Annotated in this window: 10 protein-coding genes; 5 read left to right on the forward strand and 5 right to left on the reverse strand. The window is 60.9% G+C overall.

The genetic code is table 11. The features are described from left to right. The first annotated feature begins 202 nt into the window (after positions 1 to 202). The 4 genes from CAF90_RS21775 to CAF90_RS21790 all read left to right on the forward strand — a co-directional run bounded on the left by CAF90_RS21775 (position 203) and on the right by CAF90_RS21790 (position 4,647). Entirely contained in the window at positions 203 to 2,218 is a 2,016-nt protein-coding gene (locus tag CAF90_RS21775) for a type VI secretion system tip protein VgrG (protein WP_085608453.1), read from the forward strand. Then, the gene (locus tag CAF90_RS21780) at positions 2,208 to 2,915 is read left to right on the forward strand and encodes a DUF4123 domain-containing protein (RefSeq protein WP_085608454.1); all 708 of its coding nucleotides are present in this window, start codon (positions 2,208 to 2,210) and stop codon (positions 2,913 to 2,915) included. The genes CAF90_RS21775 and CAF90_RS21780 overlap by 11 nt, the downstream gene beginning before the upstream one ends. 331 nt (positions 2,916 to 3,246) lie before the next feature. After that, complete coding sequence (locus CAF90_RS21785) at positions 3,247 to 3,567, forward strand: hypothetical protein (protein WP_085608455.1); 321 nt, start codon at positions 3,247 to 3,249, stop codon at positions 3,565 to 3,567. Between the two features lie 240 nt (positions 3,568 to 3,807). Further along, the gene (locus tag CAF90_RS21790; RefSeq protein WP_007952304.1) at positions 3,808 to 4,647 is read left to right on the forward strand and encodes a 23S rRNA (adenine(2030)-N(6))-methyltransferase RlmJ; all 840 of its coding nucleotides are present in this window, start codon (positions 3,808 to 3,810) and stop codon (positions 4,645 to 4,647) included. A 64-nt stretch (positions 4,648 to 4,711) separates the two neighbouring features. Here CAF90_RS21790 and msrA read toward each other — a convergent pair whose 3' ends face one another. The 5 genes from msrA to aceE form a co-directional block, all read right to left on the reverse strand. Beyond that, complete coding sequence (msrA, locus tag CAF90_RS21795) at positions 4,712 to 5,377, reverse strand: peptide-methionine (S)-S-oxide reductase MsrA (RefSeq protein ID WP_007952303.1); 666 nt, start codon at positions 5,375 to 5,377, stop codon at positions 4,712 to 4,714. Between the two features lie 105 nt (positions 5,378 to 5,482). Continuing rightward, entirely contained in the window at positions 5,483 to 8,179 is a 2,697-nt protein-coding gene (locus CAF90_RS21800) for a bifunctional diguanylate cyclase/phosphodiesterase (RefSeq protein WP_085608456.1), read from the reverse strand. A 238-nt stretch (positions 8,180 to 8,417) separates the two neighbouring features. Next, positions 8,418 to 9,815: an alkaline phosphatase D family protein gene (locus CAF90_RS21805; protein ID WP_085608457.1), complete on the reverse strand. Its 1,398-nt coding sequence runs from the start codon at positions 9,813 to 9,815 to the stop codon at positions 8,418 to 8,420. A 278-nt stretch (positions 9,816 to 10,093) separates the two neighbouring features. Further along, complete coding sequence (gene aceF / locus CAF90_RS21810; protein WP_085608458.1) at positions 10,094 to 12,058, reverse strand: dihydrolipoyllysine-residue acetyltransferase; 1,965 nt, start codon at positions 12,056 to 12,058, stop codon at positions 10,094 to 10,096. Positions 12,059 to 12,069: 11 nt separating this feature from the next. Beyond that, on the reverse strand, positions 12,070 to 14,715 hold the full coding sequence (aceE, locus tag CAF90_RS21815; protein ID WP_007952295.1) for a pyruvate dehydrogenase (acetyl-transferring), homodimeric type: 2,646 nt from the start codon (positions 14,713 to 14,715) through the stop codon (positions 12,070 to 12,072). A 384-nt stretch (positions 14,716 to 15,099) separates the two neighbouring features. On the opposite strand from aceE, the gene glnE reads away from it, so the two are divergent. Further along, the gene (gene glnE / locus CAF90_RS21820) at positions 15,100 to 18,039 is read left to right on the forward strand and encodes a bifunctional [glutamate--ammonia ligase]-adenylyl-L-tyrosine phosphorylase/[glutamate--ammonia-ligase] adenylyltransferase (protein WP_085608459.1); all 2,940 of its coding nucleotides are present in this window, start codon (positions 15,100 to 15,102) and stop codon (positions 18,037 to 18,039) included. Positions 18,040 to 18,067 lie beyond the last annotated feature (28 nt).

An 18,067-nucleotide genomic window follows, 5' to 3' on the forward strand; every position in this document is an offset into this window, starting at 1 on the left:
AACGGCCCGTTTCCTACCCGGAAGCGGGCCGTTTTTTATTGCCTGCGATTTATCTGAAGGCAAAGTCTGTAGTCGAATGCGCTGATTTTTGAAGGGGAGATCGTAGTTTCAAGTAGGGGAAATCTGATTTTTCAGTCACCCAACCTGCACCCCTTGCCCCTCATGCAGAATCGCCCGCCCTCAATCTGCAGAGAGACATCGGATGTTCGCGCCTGCCAATCAACCGCGTTTCACGTTGACCGTCGAAGGCGCCCAGTTTGACCTCAAAGTCCTTGAGTTCACGGGCAAGGAAGCCATCAGCCAACCCTTTCGCTTTGACCTGGAGCTGGTCAGTGAACGGCCGGATCTGGATCTTGAAAGCCTGCTGCACTGTCAGGCGTTTCTGAGTTTTGATGAAGACGGTTCCGGTATCCACGGTCAGATCTATCGGGTCGGGCAGGGGGATTCCGGCAAGCGTCTGACTCGCTATCACGTCAGCCTCGTTCCGCGTCTGGCCTACCTTGGTCATCGGATCAACCAGCGAATTTTCCAGCACCAAAGCGTTCCGCAGATCGTGACGCAGATCCTCAAGGATCACGCGATCCTGCGCGACGCCTTCGAATTTCGCCTCGGCAGCGATTACCCGCCGCGTGAATACTGCGTGCAGTACGCCGAGAGCGATCTGGCGTTCATCCAGCGGCTGTGTGCCGAAGTCGGCATTCACTTCCACTTTCAGCACAGCTCGGACGGGCATCTGTTGGTGTTCGGTGACGATCAAACGGTGTTCCCGCGTCTGGCCGAGCCGACGCTGTACCTGCCGGGCAGCGGCATGGCTGCGGCGGCACCGGCGATCAAGCGCTTCACCGTTCGGGTGGAAACCCGCACCAGCGTGGTCACCCGACGTGATTACGACTTCAGCAAACCCCGGCTGGCGCTGCAAAGTCGCGCCGAAAGCGAACAGCGCCCGGTGCTGGAGGATTACCACTTTCCCGGCCAGTTCACCGAGCGCGAAACCGGCAAGCAACTGGCCCAGCGCACCCTTGAGCGGCATGTCGCCGACTACCGTCAGGCCGAGGGGCGCAGCGATCAATCTGCTTTGGTCAGCGGACATTTCCTGCAACTGGCCGAGCATCCGCGCCAGGATTTGAATGACCTCTGGCTGCTGACCTCTCTCGAGCACCATGGCCGACAGCCGCAAGTGCTGGAGGAATCGGTGACCAGCGACGGTGATGAATTCCAGGGTTACCGTAATACCTTTCTTGCCACGCCGTGGGACGTTTTTTTCCGCCCGCCGATGGGCCCGGAAAAACCACGGATGCTTGGCTATCAGCCAGCCGTAGTCACCGGCCCGCAAGACAGTGAAATCCATTGCGACGAGTACGGCCGGGTCAAGGTGCAACTGGCCTGGGACCGCGACGGCGAACTCAACGAGCATTCCAGTTGTTGGTTGCGGGTCGCAAGCGGTTGGGCCCATGACCGTTATGGCAGCGTGCTGATACCACGGGTCGGCATGGAAGTGCTGGTGGGGTTTATCGATTCGGATGCCGACAAGCCTCTGGTCATGGGGTGCCTGCCGAACGCCGCCACGCCGGTGCCGCTGGATCTGCCGGCCGACAAGACCCGCAGTGTTTTTCGTAGCCAGAGTAGTCCGGGCGGTGGCGGTTACAACGAATTGCGCATCGAGGATCGCAAGGGCGCCGAGGAAATCTACCTGCGCGCCCAGCGAAACTGGACGCAACATGTGTTGAATGACCAGCAGGTGCAGGTGGATAACCAGCGCAGCGTTGTCGTTACCGGTCTCGCCAAGCATGAGCTGAAAGCCGACGAGCAGCGCATCACCCACGGTCAGCGTCAGACCGAAGTGAAGCAGGACGACCACCTCACTGTGACCGGCGACCGTAATATCCGCGTGAACAACCAGACGTTCAGCGCCAATGCGCAATTTCACGTCAGCGCCGGCCAGCAGGTGGTGATCGACGGCGGGGCGAGCGCGACGATCCAGGCCGGCGGGCAGTGGATCAACATCGGCCCCAGCGGGATCTTCAGCAGCGTGCCGATTGTGGTGGGTGGTGCGCCGATGGCGGCGATGAGCGCGGCACCGACAGTGCCGGGGTTGCCGGAAAAACTGGTGGCAGCACCGGCTGCGATTCTGACTGCCGCGCAAATCATGAGCCTTAAAGGAGACGCACCGTTCTGCGAAGAATGCGAGCGCTGCAAGGACGGTGTCTGTGCAGCCTGATCAATGGTTGAAGGATGTGCCGCTGAAGCCGTCGGAGCAGGTGTTCGCGATTTTCAGTAGCGCCAGTGCGGTGGATCCGCTGAAGGCTTGGCCGCTGAAAGCGCAGATGCCGAAACCGGTCTGGGCGGAAACGATCTATGCCGAGTGGGATGCGGTGATGCCCTACGTGGGAATCGTCGACGTAGGCAGTGAGTTTCTGGATTGGGTGGCGACCACGGAGTCTCGTGACTGGGGTTGGCTGGCGGTTTCTTCGGCAGGGTTTGAGGCGGTGGTCGAGCACTTTCGCAGTTTGACCCAGGTGCTGATGCCGGACGGGAAAGCGGTGTTCTTCCGGTTTTGGGATGGGCGGTTTTTGTTGCCGATCCTTGAGTCGTTCGAAGTGGATGCCGGCCAATTGCTGCCGGTCCTCACGCGAGGATTGATCAACGGTCAGGTCGTCGAGATCGGGGGCAGGGCGAGGGGCTCGGGGCGGGAGTTTCCTTGGTGGTCGGTGCCGCAAAAGCTGCTTGCGCAATTCGGCGGTGATGCCCGGATCAACAACGCCTTGCAGTGGTTGAGCGAGGAGCAGCCGGCGTCGTTCGAGGCATTTCCCGCCGATGTCTTGCGCTGCAAGGTTGTCAGGTTTTTTGAGGTTTCGGCGTCGGACGAATCGTCGGCTTCGGCGTTGCTGGACTACTTGCGGGACGAGTCAGAGTGAAATTTCCGGGCAAAGGCTTCGGACGTTTCCTGCGAGTTGCGGCGGTTTGCGTGAACTGGTGGGCGCGGTGGTGCGGGGATAGTCTTTGGCTGTCTCTGCAAGTGTGGAGACAGGGCGTAGGAGCCCTGATTTCAGAGCAGTGCATAAGCGTCGTTGCCCGATTTGCGGCAGTCTTCGCTCGACCGTAAGATCCTTTGCGGCGGTTATGCGCGGGCACGCTTCGGCGTGGCTGAGTGCTCTGGTCTCAGTCCTCCTACCCCGCGCATGGCTGCCACCCAATCCTGTAGGAGGGAAACGGTGTGCGCCTCTTTCACTACCAGAGGATTAAACAATGAGCACGCTTCATCCAGATCCACCCTACGAACCATTCATCCCTCACCCCAACAACCGCCTCATGGCGCTGACCAGCAACTGCAACGATATGCCCACGTTGTTCATCGACACCCATGCCCCGCTCGACATCCTGATGGATGCAGCCAACTACCGCATCCGCGCGGTAATCCAGGTCCTGGAAAACATGTGCATGCGCGGCTCGGTCGAGTGCGACTCGGTCATCCTGAGCGACTTCGCCCAACTCTGCGTGATTCCGTTGCGCGACGGCTGTGATGTCTTGGATGTGATTGGCAAGCGCCTACACGCCATACCGTCCTGACTCGATCGTTCCCACGTCGAGGCGTCGAATCGTCTGCGTGGGAATGCCTCCAGGCACGCTCCGCGTTCCAGGCGTCCACCGCAATTGTGGCTGATACCCCATGCGACGCGGAGCGTCACGGGCTGCATTCCCACGCAGAGCGTGGGAACGATCATTAGTGCAGCGGCACGCCACTCAGCTGCGAGCCCCTGACTTGCCGCCCGGTAAAAGGTAAACTTCACGGCCCTCGCAGGAGCAGCCATGAATTATCGTCACGCCTTCCATGCCGGCAATCACGCCGATGTGTTCAAACACCTGACCTTGACCCGCCTCATCGCCCTGATGTCGCGCAAGGAGCAGCCGTTTGCCTATCTCGACAGCCACGCCGGCATCGGTCTGTATGACCTGCAGGGCGATCAGGCGAATCGTACCGGCGAGTACCTGGAAGGCATCGCGCGCTTGTGGGATCAGCCGGATCTGCCGGCGCTGACCGCGGACTATATGAAAGTGCTGCACGAGATGAACCCGGATGGCCAGTTGCGCTATTACCCGGGGTCGCCCGAGCTGGCGCGGCGTCTGACCCGACCGCAGGATCGGGTGATGCTCAACGAAAAGCACCCCGAAGACGGCGTCCTGCTCAAGGACAACATGGCCGGTGATCGTCGGGTGAAAGTGCATCTGGGCGAGGGCTGGCATGTGGCCCGTGCGATGTTGCCGGTGCAGGAGAAACGCGCGGTGATGCTGATTGATCCGCCGTTCGAACAGCTCGATGAAATGCAGCGCTGTGCGGCGTCGATGAAAGAGGCCATCGGCCGGATGCGTCAGACCGTGGCGGCGATCTGGTATCCGGTGAAGGATCAGCGTGCGCTGCGTCGTTTCTATCAGGATCTGGCCGGCACCGGTGCGCCGAAGTTGCTGCGGGTCGAGCTGCTGGTGCATCCGCTGGACACGCCGAACAGCCTGAACGGCTCGGGCCTGGCGATTGCCAATCCGCCGTGGGGGCTGGAGGAAGAATTGCGTGAGCTGCTGCCGTGGCTGTCCAAGAAGTTGGGTCAGACCCAGGGTGGATGGCAGATGGATTGGTTGATCGCCGAGAGCTGATCACTGAGTGATCGTTCCCACGCGGAGCGTGGGAACGATCAGTGGTCGCGGTCAGACGACGCGGTCAGTTACCCGCCAGACTCGGTGGCATGCAAACACCCGTGCCGCCAATCCCGCAGTAGCCTTCCGGATTTTTCGCCAGATACTGCTGGTGATAAGTCTCGGCGAAGTAAACGGTCGGTGCCTGTTCGATTTCGGTACTGATTTCACCCAGACCCGCCTTCGACAGCTCAGCCTGATAGACAGCCTTGCTCTTCAGCGCCGCATCCAGTTGCTCCGGATGGGTCGCGTAAATCACCGAGCGGTACTGAGTGCCGATGTCATTGCCCTGGCGCATGCCCTGCGTCGGGTTGTGCAGTTCCCAGAACATCGCCAGCAGCTCTTCGTAGCTGACCTTGGCCTTGTCATACACCACCAGCACCACTTCAGCGTGGCCGGTCAGGCCCGAGCAGACTTCTTCGTAGGTCGGGTTCGGCGTGTAACCGCCAGCGTAGCCGACCACGGTGCTGACCACGCCTTCGCGCTGCCAGAAGCGGCGTTCTGCCCCCCAGAAGCAGCCCAGGCCGAAGATCGCGAAATCGACGTCTTCGAAAAACGGGCCGAGCAGCGGCGTGTCTTCGAACACGAAGTGCTTTTCAGGCAGGGTCATTGCGGTTTCGCGGCCAGGCAGAGCTTGTTCTTTTGTCGGTAGCACGTTTTTGTTCACCAGAATTTCCGAGCGCAGAACCATGATCGTTCCTCTCAGTCAGGATGGGATGTAAAAAGTCTGACCGCCAGTGTGCCCAATGATGCCCGGTTAATCACTAGGCAAAATGTGCGGGTACTGTCTTGGGGTTTACAGGCAGAGCGGGCCGCGCGGGTAGCGCTTGAGCGCCTGGATCAGCTCGCCGCCCGGAATCGGCCGGTCGAACAGGTAGCCCTGGCCGACGTCGCAGCGGTGTCGGCGCAGGAACGCCAGCTGCTCGGCGGTCTCGATGCCTTCGGCCACGACCTTGAGTTTCAGGTTGTGGGCCATGGCGATCACGGCGGAGGTGATTTCCATGTCGTCCTGGTTGTCCGGGATTTCATGGATGAAGCTGCGATCGATCTTGATGATGTCGATCGGGAATTTCTTCAGGTAACTGAGCGACGAGTAACCGGTGCCGAAGTCGTCCATCGCCAGGGTCAGGCCCAGACGCTTGAGCTGGTCGAGCTGCAAGTGGGTGTCTTCAGTGGCTTCCAGCAGCAGGCCTTCGGTCAGTTCCAGCTCCAGCAGATTGGCCGGCAGCGCTTCTTCCTTGAGGATGTTGGCGATCGAGGCCACCAGATCCGGGTCGGAGAACTGCTTGGGCGACAGGTTGATCGCCACTTGCAGATTGCCCATGCCGGCGGCGGTCAGCGCCTTGCTCATGCGGCAGGCCTGGCGGGCGATCCACTTGCCGATCGGAATGATCAGGCCGGTTTCCTCGGCGACGCTGATGAATTGGTCCGGGCGGATCATGCCGCGCTCCGGGTGGTTCCAGCGCAGCAATGCTTCCATGCCGAGCAGGCGACCGCTGCGCAGGCACAGCTTCGGCTGGTAGAACACATCCAGTTCGTTCTGGGTCAGGGCGCGGCGCAGGTTGTTCTCGACGAACAGTTTGTAGCTGGCCTCGGCGTTCAGCGCTTCGGTGAACACCTGGACCTGATGTTTGCCGTTGGCCTTGGCCTTGTGCAGGGCCAGACCGGCGTTGCGCATCAGGGTCTGCGGGTCGCGGCCGTGCAGCGGCGCGCAGGCCAGGCCCACGGAGCCGGTGACGCTGATCAACTGGTTGTCGACGAACATCGGTTTGTCGAGGGTCATCAGCAGCTGGCTGGCGATCTGCTGCCCGGCTTCAAGGTCGGTGTTGTCGAGCAACACCGCGAATTCATTACTGGCGAACCGCGCCAGGCTGCCGCTCGGGCTCAGGCTGTTGCGCAGGCGCCGGGCCAGGCTGATCAACAGTTTGTCGCCGGTCTGGTGGCCGAGGCTGTCGTTGATCCGCTTGAAGTTGTCGATGTCCACCAGCAGCAGGCTGATCGGGGTATCGCTATCCCGGGCGAAGCGTTCATCCAGGTTGCGGATAAATGCAGGCCGGTTGCCGAGGTTGGTCAGGTTGTCGGTGTACGCCAGGCGCTCGATGCGCTGCTGCGCCAGCTTGGTCTGGGTGATGTCTTCGTAGATGCCGATGTAATGCGTCAGCTCACGGTTGTCGCCGTAGACCTTGGAGATCGACAGTTGGCCCCAGTAGGGTTCGAGGTTCTTGCGGCGGCTCTTGAACTCGCCCTGCCAGCTGTTGCTCTTGGCCAGCGCCGAGGGCGCGTCGAACAGCAGCTCGCTTAAGTTTTCCAGGGCTGGCAACTCCGACAGGCGCTGGCCGTGGACTTCCTCGGTGGTGTACTGGGTGATCGCGGTGAAGCTCGGGTTGACGTACTCGACCACGCCGTCGCAGTTGACCAGCAAAAAGGCGTTGGCACTCTGCTCGACCGCGCGCTGGAACAGGTGCAGCGCGCTGGTGGCAGTGCGGCGGTTGTGATTGTTGATGACTTGGGCGAACTGGTCGGCGAGTTCACCGGCAAAGGCGATTTCGTCGGACTGCCAGGCGCGGGTGACGCCGGTCTGCTCCAGACACAACACGCCGACCACCTGGCCGTCGACGCGGATGCTGGCGTCGAGCATGGCGTTGACGTCACGCGGGCGCAGGGCTTCGGCCATTTCCCGGGTACGCGGGTCGCGCATCGCATTGTGCGCGTCGATGGCGCGGCTGCCGTGCAGGGCTTCCATGTAATCGGGGAAGCCGCTGACGTCGATCACGTCCGGCAGGATGTATTCCTGGGTGGCGCGGTGGTACGCCGAGATCGGCACCAGTTTCTGGCCTTCGAGATTCCACAGGCTGGCGCAGTCGATTTCATAGATATCGCAGGCGCAACGGGTAATCAGTTCGGCGGCTTCTTGCAGGGAGTTCTGGCTGCTGTAGCGCTGGCGGGCCAGCAGCAGGATCAGGTCCTGCTGGGCGCGCACCCGCTCCAGATGCTGCAGTTGTTCCTGCTGGGCACGCTGATTGAGCTCAAGGGCGATTTGCAGGCGTGAATTCTGGGTTTCCAGGTCGACTGACGGCAGCGTCGGTGCTTCGTCGAACACGTTGTCGACCGCCAGCAGGTAACCGCGCAGCAAGTGGCGGTTGTGCTGTCTGTAGGCTTCGCCGAGTTCAAGAATGCTCAGCGCGCCGGCGGCGGTGTGCAGGGTGTAGCGCACCAGATAATGCGGGCTTTCGCCGAGTTGTTGCTGGATCGCGTCGTGCAACTGATAGCGCGCTTCGGGCTCCATCAGGCTGGCGTAGGGCGAGCCGACCAAAGCGCAGAGTTCGACGGCAGGCTGGCCGAACTGGCGTTCACAGTTGGGATCGAGAAACAGCATCGCCCAGCTGGCTTCATTCAGGCGCTCGAAACGCAGCATGCCGAGCCGCGAGGGCACAGGCAACTGCGTCACTACCTCGGCCACCATACGGCTGGCGGCATCGGGTTGGCTCTTCATGAAGGGAACTCGCTTGGAAATTTGCTGAACGCGCCGGGCTCTCGCCCTCTTTACTGTTGCCTGCGGCAAGGTTGCATCATTGCGGCACCGACTGACAAGAGACATGAAGGCCAAGTGCTATAAGAATATGTCGGCTGCAGTGAACATTTCTCCAGCACTTGCCGGAAACTAATGCTATCAACCGTGGAGATGGCCGTTCCAGAGCCTTCGGGCATCCGGAACGGTCGTGCCGCTGGATTCATCGCAACGGAATATCGATGGATTGCAGGTGCCTGCCATCCCGGTCGTGATAGTTGACCTGGATCCGCCCGGCCTCGACCACCATGTGCGCAAAGTTGTCCTGGCTGATGACCTGGCTGGTCAGCGCGTGCCGGTATTCGCCTGCCTCGGTCTGCGCCAGCGGCTGGTCGAGGGTGAAGGTCGCGGCGGTGGCGTAGGGCAGCAGTTTGCTGTTGCTCAGCGGTGAAGACACGACGGTGTGTACTTCAAAGTCCGGGTCTTCGCTGTGGCTCAGGCGACTGGTCAGCGAACCATGCACATCGCCGGAAATGAACACGACGTTCCTGAGCCGATGTTGGCGAATGGTTTCCAGCAAGCGCAGGCGCTGTTCGGGGAAGCCCGCCCAGGCATCATCGCCGTTCATTTTGCGGTCGGGGTAGAACATGACGCTGGTGACCACGAACTTGACCCGTGCCGTGCTTTCGACCAGCCACGTGCACAAGGCCTGTTCCTGTTGTTCATCGAGGATGCGACGGTTGTTGTTCGACAAGTCGCGGCGAGTTCGACTGTCCGTCACAAACCATTCGATATCGCCGTCGCTGAATTGATACCAGTAGTGCTTCAGTGAAGTGCAGTCGATTGTGCCGTTAGTTGTTGATGAATAAGCAGGGCTATGACTGGCTTGATAGAGTTCGTAAGCCTTCATCGCATTGCTAAACAGTGTTTCATCGGACTCGTGGGCGTTCATTGGCCAGTTATCTTCTATTTCATGATCATCAAGAATCATGTAAGTCGAAGTCTCCGACATCAGTCGTCGGATATTGGGCAGGGAAAACGCCGCACGGTACTTTGCAATGAAGTCGTCATAGTCACGGTCCGGGGCGAACAGGTTCAGATCGTCCGCGTAGATCTGATCGCCACACATCATGATTGCGCTGATCGCCGGTTGCGCGCCTTCGATCAGTTGGCTGATGGACGCGAAGATCCGGTCGCCCAGATGCGGAAGCACCGGGATGCCGGAGGTCATGCGCAGGTAGCGACAGGAACCAAGGATGTAGGCGCGCGGCTGCAAAAGCTGGCTGCTGCGGGTGCGCAGGCGATAGATATCCCGTGGCCATTGCAGCGGCAGCTCCGCCACGCTGTGGATAGTGTGGACGGGACTCATCGGGCTGAACCAGCCGGTCTGGTATTCGTACTCGGTGTCGGCTTGCAAATGATCGAGCACCAGCACTTCAGTCATGTCGCGGGTTGAATCCAGTTTTACAAACTGGCCCGTCTGCCATTGTTGCGAATCCAATATCCGGTAACGGATGCCGGCAAATACGGCAGCGTTATGTTGCAGTCCGCCACGAATGAAAATTCGCGCCTGATTAGTTGTTGTGTGGCCAACGATCGGGCCGACAGTAGGTTTCAGCATGTTCGAATCCATTCGAATAAGTGTTGGTGATTGATAAAGTTGCCTGGCTTTTCGGTGCAACTTTGATGCGCCAAGGTTAGTTGCCTGTCGCTGAAAAATATCGATTTGAAGTGGACTAAAGTCGTGGCCTATATCAGCGCAAGTTGTGGGAAAAGTGCAGGCGAACGTTATTTCAGGCAAAAAAAAGCCCCGCCAAACTGACGGGGTTGAGGTACGAGCGTGTGGCGCTCGAAAACGTGGAACACGGTCGGCCCTCCGTTGCCGGAGGGCCGAGCGCTTTACAGCAGGATGGTGCGGATGTCCGCCAGCAGGTCGCTCAGACGCTTGGTGAAGCGTGCAGCAGCGGCGCCGTTGATCACACGGTGATCGTAGGACAGCGACAGAGGCAGCATCAGTTTCGGCTGGAAGGCTTTGCCGTCCCAGACTGGCTGGATGGTTGCCTTGGAAACACCGAGGATCGCCACTTCCGGCGCGTTGACGATCGGCGTGAAGCCGGTACCGCCAATGTGGCCGAGGCTGGAAATGGTGAAGCAGGCGCCTTGCATCTCGTCCGACGAGAGCTTCTTGGTCCGGGCTTTTTCAGCCAGGGAAGCGGCCTCGGCGGCCAGTTGCAGCAGGCTCTTCTGGTCGACGTTCTTGATGACCGGTACGAGCAGGCCATCCGGGGTGTCGACGGCGAAGCCGATGTTCACGTATTTCTTGCGGATGATCGCCTTGCCGCTTGGTGCCAGCGAGCTGTTGAAGTCCGGCAGTTCCTTGAGCAGGTGTGCGCAGGACTTGAGCAGCAGCGGCAGGATGGTCAGCTTCACGCCGGCCTTCTCTGCGACGGCTTTCTGTGCGGTGCGGAACGCTTCCAGCTCGGTGATATCCGCCGAGTCGAATTGCGTTACGTGCGGCACGTTCAGCCAGCTGCGGTGCAGGTTGGCGGCGCCGACCTGCATCAGGCGGGTCATCGGCACTTCTTCGATTTCGCCGAAACGGCTGAAGTCGACGACCGGAATCGGCGGGATGCCCGCGCCACCGGTTGCGCCAGCAGCAGCGGCCGGTGCTTCCTTGGCCTTCTGCATCATGGCTTTGACGTAAACCTGCACGTCTTCTTTCAGGATGCGACCGTGCGGACCGCTGGCGCCGACAGCGCTCAGCTCGACGCCGAACTCGCGAGCCAGTTGACGCACGGCAGGGCCGGCGTGAACTTTCGCACCAGGCTTGGCTGGCGCAGCAACTGGAGCGGCAGCAGCAGGTGCAGCGGCAGCCGGAGCAGCAGCGGCTGGTGCCGGAGCGCTCGGAGCAGCAGCGGCAGCTGGAGCCGGGGCAGCAGCCGGAGCGGCGCCTTTGACTTTCAGCTTGAGGATCAGGTCGCCGGTGCCGACTTCGTCGTCCAGCTTGATGGAAACGCTTTCCACCACGCCAGCGGCAGGCGACGGGATTTCCATGCTCGCCTTGTCGGATTCCAGGGTGATCAGCGACTGGTCGGCTTCAACGCTGTCGCCAGCCTTGACCAGCACTTCGATGATCTTGGCCTTGCCGGCCGAACCGATGTCCGGAACGTGGATGTCCTGAACGCTGTCGGCAACCGGTGCAGCTGGCGCGGCGGCCGGTGCTGGTGCAGCGGCAGCGGCCGGAGCAGCAGCCTGGGCCGGAGCGGCCGCAGCAGGAGCCGCAGCACCCGCCACTTCCAGATCGAGGATCAGGTCGCCCGTGCCGACTTCGTCGTTCAACTTGACGCTGATGGCCTTGACCACGCCAGCGGCAGGCGACGGGATTTCCATGCTCGCCTTGTCGGATTCCAGGGTGATCAGCGACTGATCAGCCTCGACGGTGTCGCCGACCTTGACCTGGATCTCGATGATCTGGGCCTTGCCCGACGAACCGATGTCCGGCACGTGCACTTGCTGAACCGAAGCGGCAGCAGGGGCAGCAGCTGGTGCAGCCGGTGCAGGAGCGGCAGCCGGTGCAGCTTCGGCCTTGGCGGCAGGGGCAGCAGCCGGAGCAGGGGCCGCTTGCGCGGCGCCCTCGACTTCCAGCTCCAGCAGTTCGTCGCCTTCTTTCAGGCGATCGCCCAGCTTCACTTTCAGGCTCTTGATGACGCCGGCTTTCGGGGCCGGCACTTCCATGCTGGCCTTGTCCGATTCCAGAGTCAGGATGCTCTGGTCGGCTTCGATACGGTCGCCGACCTTCACAAACAGTTCGATTACTTCACCTTCACCGCTGCCGATGTCAGGTACGCGAATGAGTTCGCTCACAGAGTTTCTCCTCAGCAGTCCAGTGGGTTGCGTTTTTCCGGGTCGATGCCGAACTTGGTAATGGCCTCGGCCACGACTTTAGGTTCGATATCACCACGGTCAGCCAGTGCTTCCAGGGCTGCCAACACCACGAAATGACGGTCGACTTCGAAGAAATGACGCAGTTTCTTGCGGCTGTCGCTGCGGCCGAAACCGTCGGTGCCCAGGACTTTGAATTCCTTGGACGGTACCCACTGACGGATCTGCTCGGCGAACAGTTTCATGTAGTCGGTAGAAGCGATGACCGGACCTTTACGGCCGCTCAGGCACTCTTCAACGTAGCTGCGCTGAGGCTTCTGGCCAGGTTTCAGACGGTTGCTGCGCTCTACGGCCAGGCCGTCGCGACGCAGTTCGTTGAAGCTGGTGACGCTCCACACATCGGCGCCGATGTTGAACTCTTCACGCAGGATCTTCGCCGCTTCACGGACTTCACGCAGGATGGTGCCGGAGCCCATCAGCTGTACGTGGTGCGCCGCATCGCGGGTGTCTTCTTCCAGCAGGTACATGCCTTTCTTGATGCCTTCTTCGGCACCGGCCGGCATGGCTGGCTGCTGGTAGGACTCGTTCATCACGGTGATGTAATAGAAGATGTCCTGTTGCTCTTCGGTCATCTTTTTCATGCCGTCCTGAATGATCACCGCCAGCTCGTAGCCGTAGGTCGGATCGTAGGTGCGGCAGTTCGGGATGGTGGCAGCCAGCAGGTGGCTGTGACCGTCTTCGTGCTGCAGGCCTTCACCGTTCAGGGTGGTACGGCCGGCGGTGCCGCCGATCAGGAAGCCACGGGTGCGGCTGTCGCCAGCGGCCCAGGCCAGATCGCCGATACGCTGGAAGCCGAACATCGAGTAGAAGATGTAGAACGGCAGCATTGGCTGGTTGTGGCTGGAGTACGAAGTACCGGCAGCGATGAAGGAGCTCATGGCGCCTGCTTCGTTGATGCCTTCTTCAAGGATCTGACCTTTCTGGTCTTCCTTGTAGAACATCACCTGGTCTTTATCGACTGGCTCGTAGAGCTGGCCGACGGACGAGTAGATGCCCAGCTGACGGAACATGCCTTCCATACCGAAGGTACGGGCTTCGTCCGGGATGATCGGAACGATGCGCGGGCCGATTTCCTTGTCCTTGACCAGTTGCGCGAGGATCCGCACGAAGGCCATGGTGGTGGAAATTTCACGGTCGCCGGAACCGTCGAGGATCGCCTTGAGGGTGTCCAGGTCCGGAGTCGGTACGCTGAAGCTCTGTGCGCGACGCTGAGGCACGAAACCGCCCAGTGCAGAGCGACGCTCGGCCAGGTAACGGGCTTCGGCGCTGTTTGGCTCCGGCTTGAAGAACGGCAGGTTTTCCAGCTCTTCGTCTTTCACCGGGATGTCGAAGCGGTCGCGGAACAGCTTCAGGCTGTCGACGTCGACTTTCTTGGTGTTGTGCGCGGTGTTCTTCGCTTCGCCCGCACCGGTACCGTAACCCTTGATGGTCTTGGCCAGGATGACGGTCGGTTGTTCTTTGTGGTTGACCGCTTCGTGGTACGCCGCGTAGACCTTGTACGGGTCGTGGCCGCCACGGTTGAGTTTCCAGATCTCGTCGTCGGACAGATCAGCAACCATCGCCTTGAGTTCAGGCGTGTTGAAGAAGTGTTCACGCACGAACGCGCCGTCTTTGGCTTTGTAGTTCTGGTACTCGCCGTCGATGACTTCGTCCATGCGACGTTGCAGGATGCCGTCGACGTCCTTGGCCAGCAGTGGGTCCCAGAAACGGCCCCAGATGACTTTGGTCACGTTCCACTGAGCACCGCGGAACACGCCTTCGAGTTCCTGGATGATCTTGCCGTTGCCGCGAACCGGGCCGTCGAGGCGCTGCAGGTTGCAGTTGATGACGAAGATCAGGTTGTCCAGCTTCTCGCGGCCGGCCAGGGAGATGGCGCCCAGGGATTCCGGCTCGTCACACTCGCCGTCGCCCAGGAAGCACCAGACTTTCTGTTTGCCTGGCTGGATGAAACCGCGGTGTTCCAGGTACTTCATGAAGCGAGCCTGGTAGATCGCCTGGATCGGGCCCAGACCCATCGAAACGGTCGGGAACTGCCAGAAGTCAGGCATCAGCCAAGGGTGCGGGTAGGACGACAGGCCCTGACCGTCGACTTCCTGGCGGAAGTTGTTCATCTGGTCTTCGGTGATGCGGCCTTCCATGAATGCACGGGCGTAAACGCCTGGCGAGGTGTGGCCCTGGAAGTAGATCAGGTCGCCGCCGTGTTCGTCGGTCGGGGCCTGGAAGAAGTAGTTGAAGCCGATGTCGTACAGGGTCGCACTGGAAGCGAAGCTGGAGATGTGACCACCCAGGTCAGAATCTTTCAGGTTCGTACGCATTACCATGGCCATCGCGTTCCAGCGTACCAGCGAGCGAATGCGGCGTTCCATGAACAGGTCGCCAGGCATGCGTGCTTCGTGGGTAACGGGGATCGTGTTGCGGTAAGGCGTGGTGATGGCGTAAGGGAGCTGCGAACCGCTGCGGGTCGCCAGTTCACCCATACGGGTCATCAGATAGTGAGCACGGTCTTCGCCTTCTTTGTCGAGAACCGATTCCAGGGCGTCCAGCCATTCCTGGGTTTCGACGGGATCGAGGTCTTGCATGGCTTGCTCCAGGGCGGAAAGGCTTCCAGAATCGGTTGCCTGAGTTTGCGACTGGCCTTGTGGGCAGACGATTTAAAATTCTTGGATTGCCGACAGGTTGTTCCGGCGGCGTGTAGTTTTACTACAAATCATCCGGCATTTCAGCCTTTCGAATGTATAGACGAGTAGTAAAACTACAGATGAAAGGCTTGTGGCCTCCGACTGCGTTGTGAGAATAATCGTTAAGGTTGGTCTTTAGTCATCCGAAAAAGGTGAAAGTTTGATGCTGGCTGCCAAAGAAAAAGAAATTTCAGCTATTTCTCACTTTTGTTCGACAGTCCTTCGCGTAGCGGTTTTTCGATCATCACTACAAGCGGCCATTTACACGCCGATCAAGGATAGACCATGACCCTGCCCGCGCTTGCCGAACTGCCCGCCATTCTCCTGCCGTTGGTCAGCCGATCGGAGCAGTCGTTCCGTGCGGCCGTCGGTCAACTGGAAGACGATCACGGCTTCTCGTCCTGGACGCCGGAACGCTGGGCGCAGTTCGCCCGCGTCAGCGCCGCCAGCGATTTCGTCATTGAACAGAGCGTTCGTGACCCTTTGATGTTGTTGTCGCTGGTGCAGTCCGGCGAACTGGACCGGCCGTTCGCCAAAGGTGAGTTGTGCGGGCAGATCGCCGCCGCCGTCAGCCTCGCCCAGACCGAAGATGAACTGGGCCGGGCCCTGCGTCGTCAGCGCACCCGGCATCAGGTTCGCATCATCTGGCGCGACCTCAACCGCCAGGCCGATCTGGTGCAGACCTGCCGCGATCTCTCGGACATGGCCGACGCCAGCATCGATCAGGCCTATCAATGGTTGTACCGTCGCCATTGCGACCAGTTCGGCACGCCGACCGGCCGGCGCAGCGGCGAACCGCAGCAAATGGTCATCCTCGGCATGGGCAAGCTCGGCGCGGTCGAGCTGAACCTCTCTTCGGACATCGACCTGATCTTCGCCTACCCCGAGGGCGGCGAAACCGTCGGCGTGAAGCGCCCGCTGGATAACCAGGAATTCTTCATCCGCCTCGGCCAGCGCCTGATCAAGGCCCTCGACCCTATCACCGTCGACGGCTTCGTGTTCCGCGTCGACATGCGCCTGCGCCCGTACGGCTCGTCCGGCGCGCTGGTGCTGAGCTTCAATGCGCTGGAGCAGTATTACCAGGATCAGGGCCGCGACTGGGAACGCTACGCGATGATCAAATCGCGGGTGGTGGCCGGCGATCAGGTGGCGGGCGAGCAGTTGCAGGAAATGCTGCGGCCGTTCGTTTACCGGCGCTATCTGGACTTCTCGGCGATCGAAGCACTGCGCACCATGAAGCAGTTGATCCAGCAGGAAGTGCGGCGCAAAGGCATGGCCGACAACATCAAGCTGGGCTCGGGCGGTATCCGCGAAGTCGAGTTCATCGCCCAAGCCTTTCAACTGATTCACGGCGGTCGCGACCTGAGTCTGCAACAGCGCCCTCTATTAAAGGTGTTGAGCACGCTCGAAGGGCAGGGCTATCTGCCGCCGGCGGTGATCAGCGAACTGCGCGAAGGTTACGAGTTCCTGCGTTACACCGAACACGCGATTCAGGCGATTGCCGACCGCCAGACCCAGATGCTGCCGGACAGCGCTCAGGATCAGGCGCGTATCGCATTCATGCTCGGTTTCCACGACTGGGAGGCATTCCACGAGAAGCTGATGTTCTGGCGCGGCCGGGTGGCGTGGCACTTTGCGCAAGTGATCGCCGATCCCGATGAGGATGAAGGCGTCGAGAGCGAAGTGGTGGTCGGCGGTGAATGGCTGCCGCTGTGGGAAGAGGCTCAGGACGAGGAAGCGGCCTGTCGCCAGTTGGAAGAGGGCGGTTTCGCTGACGCGACCAAGGCCTTGAAGGCACTGGCGAGCCTGCGTGCCAGCCCGCAGTTGCGGGCGATGCAGCGTCTGGGGCGCGAGCGTCTCGATGCCTTTATTCCGCGTCTGCTCGCCCAGGCGGTGGAGCATGAAAATCCCGATCTGGTGCTTGAGCGGGTGTTGCCGCTGGTCGAAGCGGTAGCCCGGCGCTCGGCTTATTTGGTGCTGCTGACGGAAAACCCCGGCGCGCTGCGGCGTTTGCTGACGCTGTGCGCCGCCAGTCCGTGGATCGCCGAGCAGATCACCCGTTTCCCGCTGCTGCTCGATGAACTGCTCAACGAAGGCCGGTTGTTCAAGCCGCCGCTGGCGCCGGAACTGGCCGCCGAGTTGCGCGAGCGCCTGACGCGGATCCCGGAAGACGACCTCGAACAACAGATGGAAGCGCTGCGCCATTTCAAACTGGCGCATCGCTTGCGCGTCGCCGCCTCGGAAATCGCCGGCAGCCTGCCATTGATGAAAGTCAGCGATTACCTGACCTGGCTGGCCGAAGCGATTCTGGAACAAGTGCTGGCCCTGGCCTGGCGCCAGACCGTGGCCAAGTACGGCACGCCGCTGCGCACCGATGGCACGCTGTGCGATCCCGGCTTCATCATTGTCGGTTATGGGAAAGTCGGCGGGATCGAGTTGGGGCATGGTTCGGATCTGGATCTGGTGTTCATCCACGATGGCGACCAGCAGGCCGAAACCGATGGCCCGAAACCGATCGATGGCACGCAGTTCTTCACCCGGCTCGGCCAGCGGATCATTCACTTGCTGACGGCGCAGACCAACTCCGGTCAGCTGTACGAAGTGGACATGCGCCTGCGACCGTCCGGGGCGTCCGGGCTGTTGGTCAGTTCGCTCGGCGCGTTTGCGCGCTATCAGGAAAATGAAGCCTGGACCTGGGAACATCAGGCGCTGGTGCGGGCGCGGGTGCTGGTGGGCAGCAAGGATGTCGGCCAGGCGTTCGAGAACGTCCGGGCCCAGGTGCTGGGCAAGGCGCGGGATCTGGCGAAACTGCAACAGGAAGTGAGTGAGATGCGCGCCAAGATGCGCGACAACCTCGGCAGCAAGAGCACCGCCGCCGGTACCGGGGCGAATGCCTTCGAGGCCACGGCGCCGTTCGACCTCAAGCAGGACGCCGGAGGTATCGTCGATATTGAATTTATGGTGCAATACGCGGCTCTGGCGTGGTCGCAAACCCACCCGCCGTTGCTGCGCTGGACGGACAATATCCGCATTCTGGAAGAGCTGGAGCACGAAGGGCTGATGCCTGCCGAAGACGCCAGCCTGTTGCGTGAGGCCTACAAGGCCTATCGTTCCGCCGCCCACCGGCAGGCCTTGCAGAAGGACGCCGGGGTGATACCGGGCGATCAGTTCGCGGACGAACGGCGGCAGGTGATGCGGATCTGGCGTGAGCTGGGGCTAAGCTGATTCTCGAGACGGGGAGGCGTAAAGCCTC

Origin of the sequence: Pseudomonas sp. B37(2017) (assembly GCF_002112885.1) — a bacterium.
Taxonomy (GTDB): domain Bacteria; phylum Pseudomonadota; class Gammaproteobacteria; order Pseudomonadales; family Pseudomonadaceae; genus Aquipseudomonas; species Aquipseudomonas paraglycinae.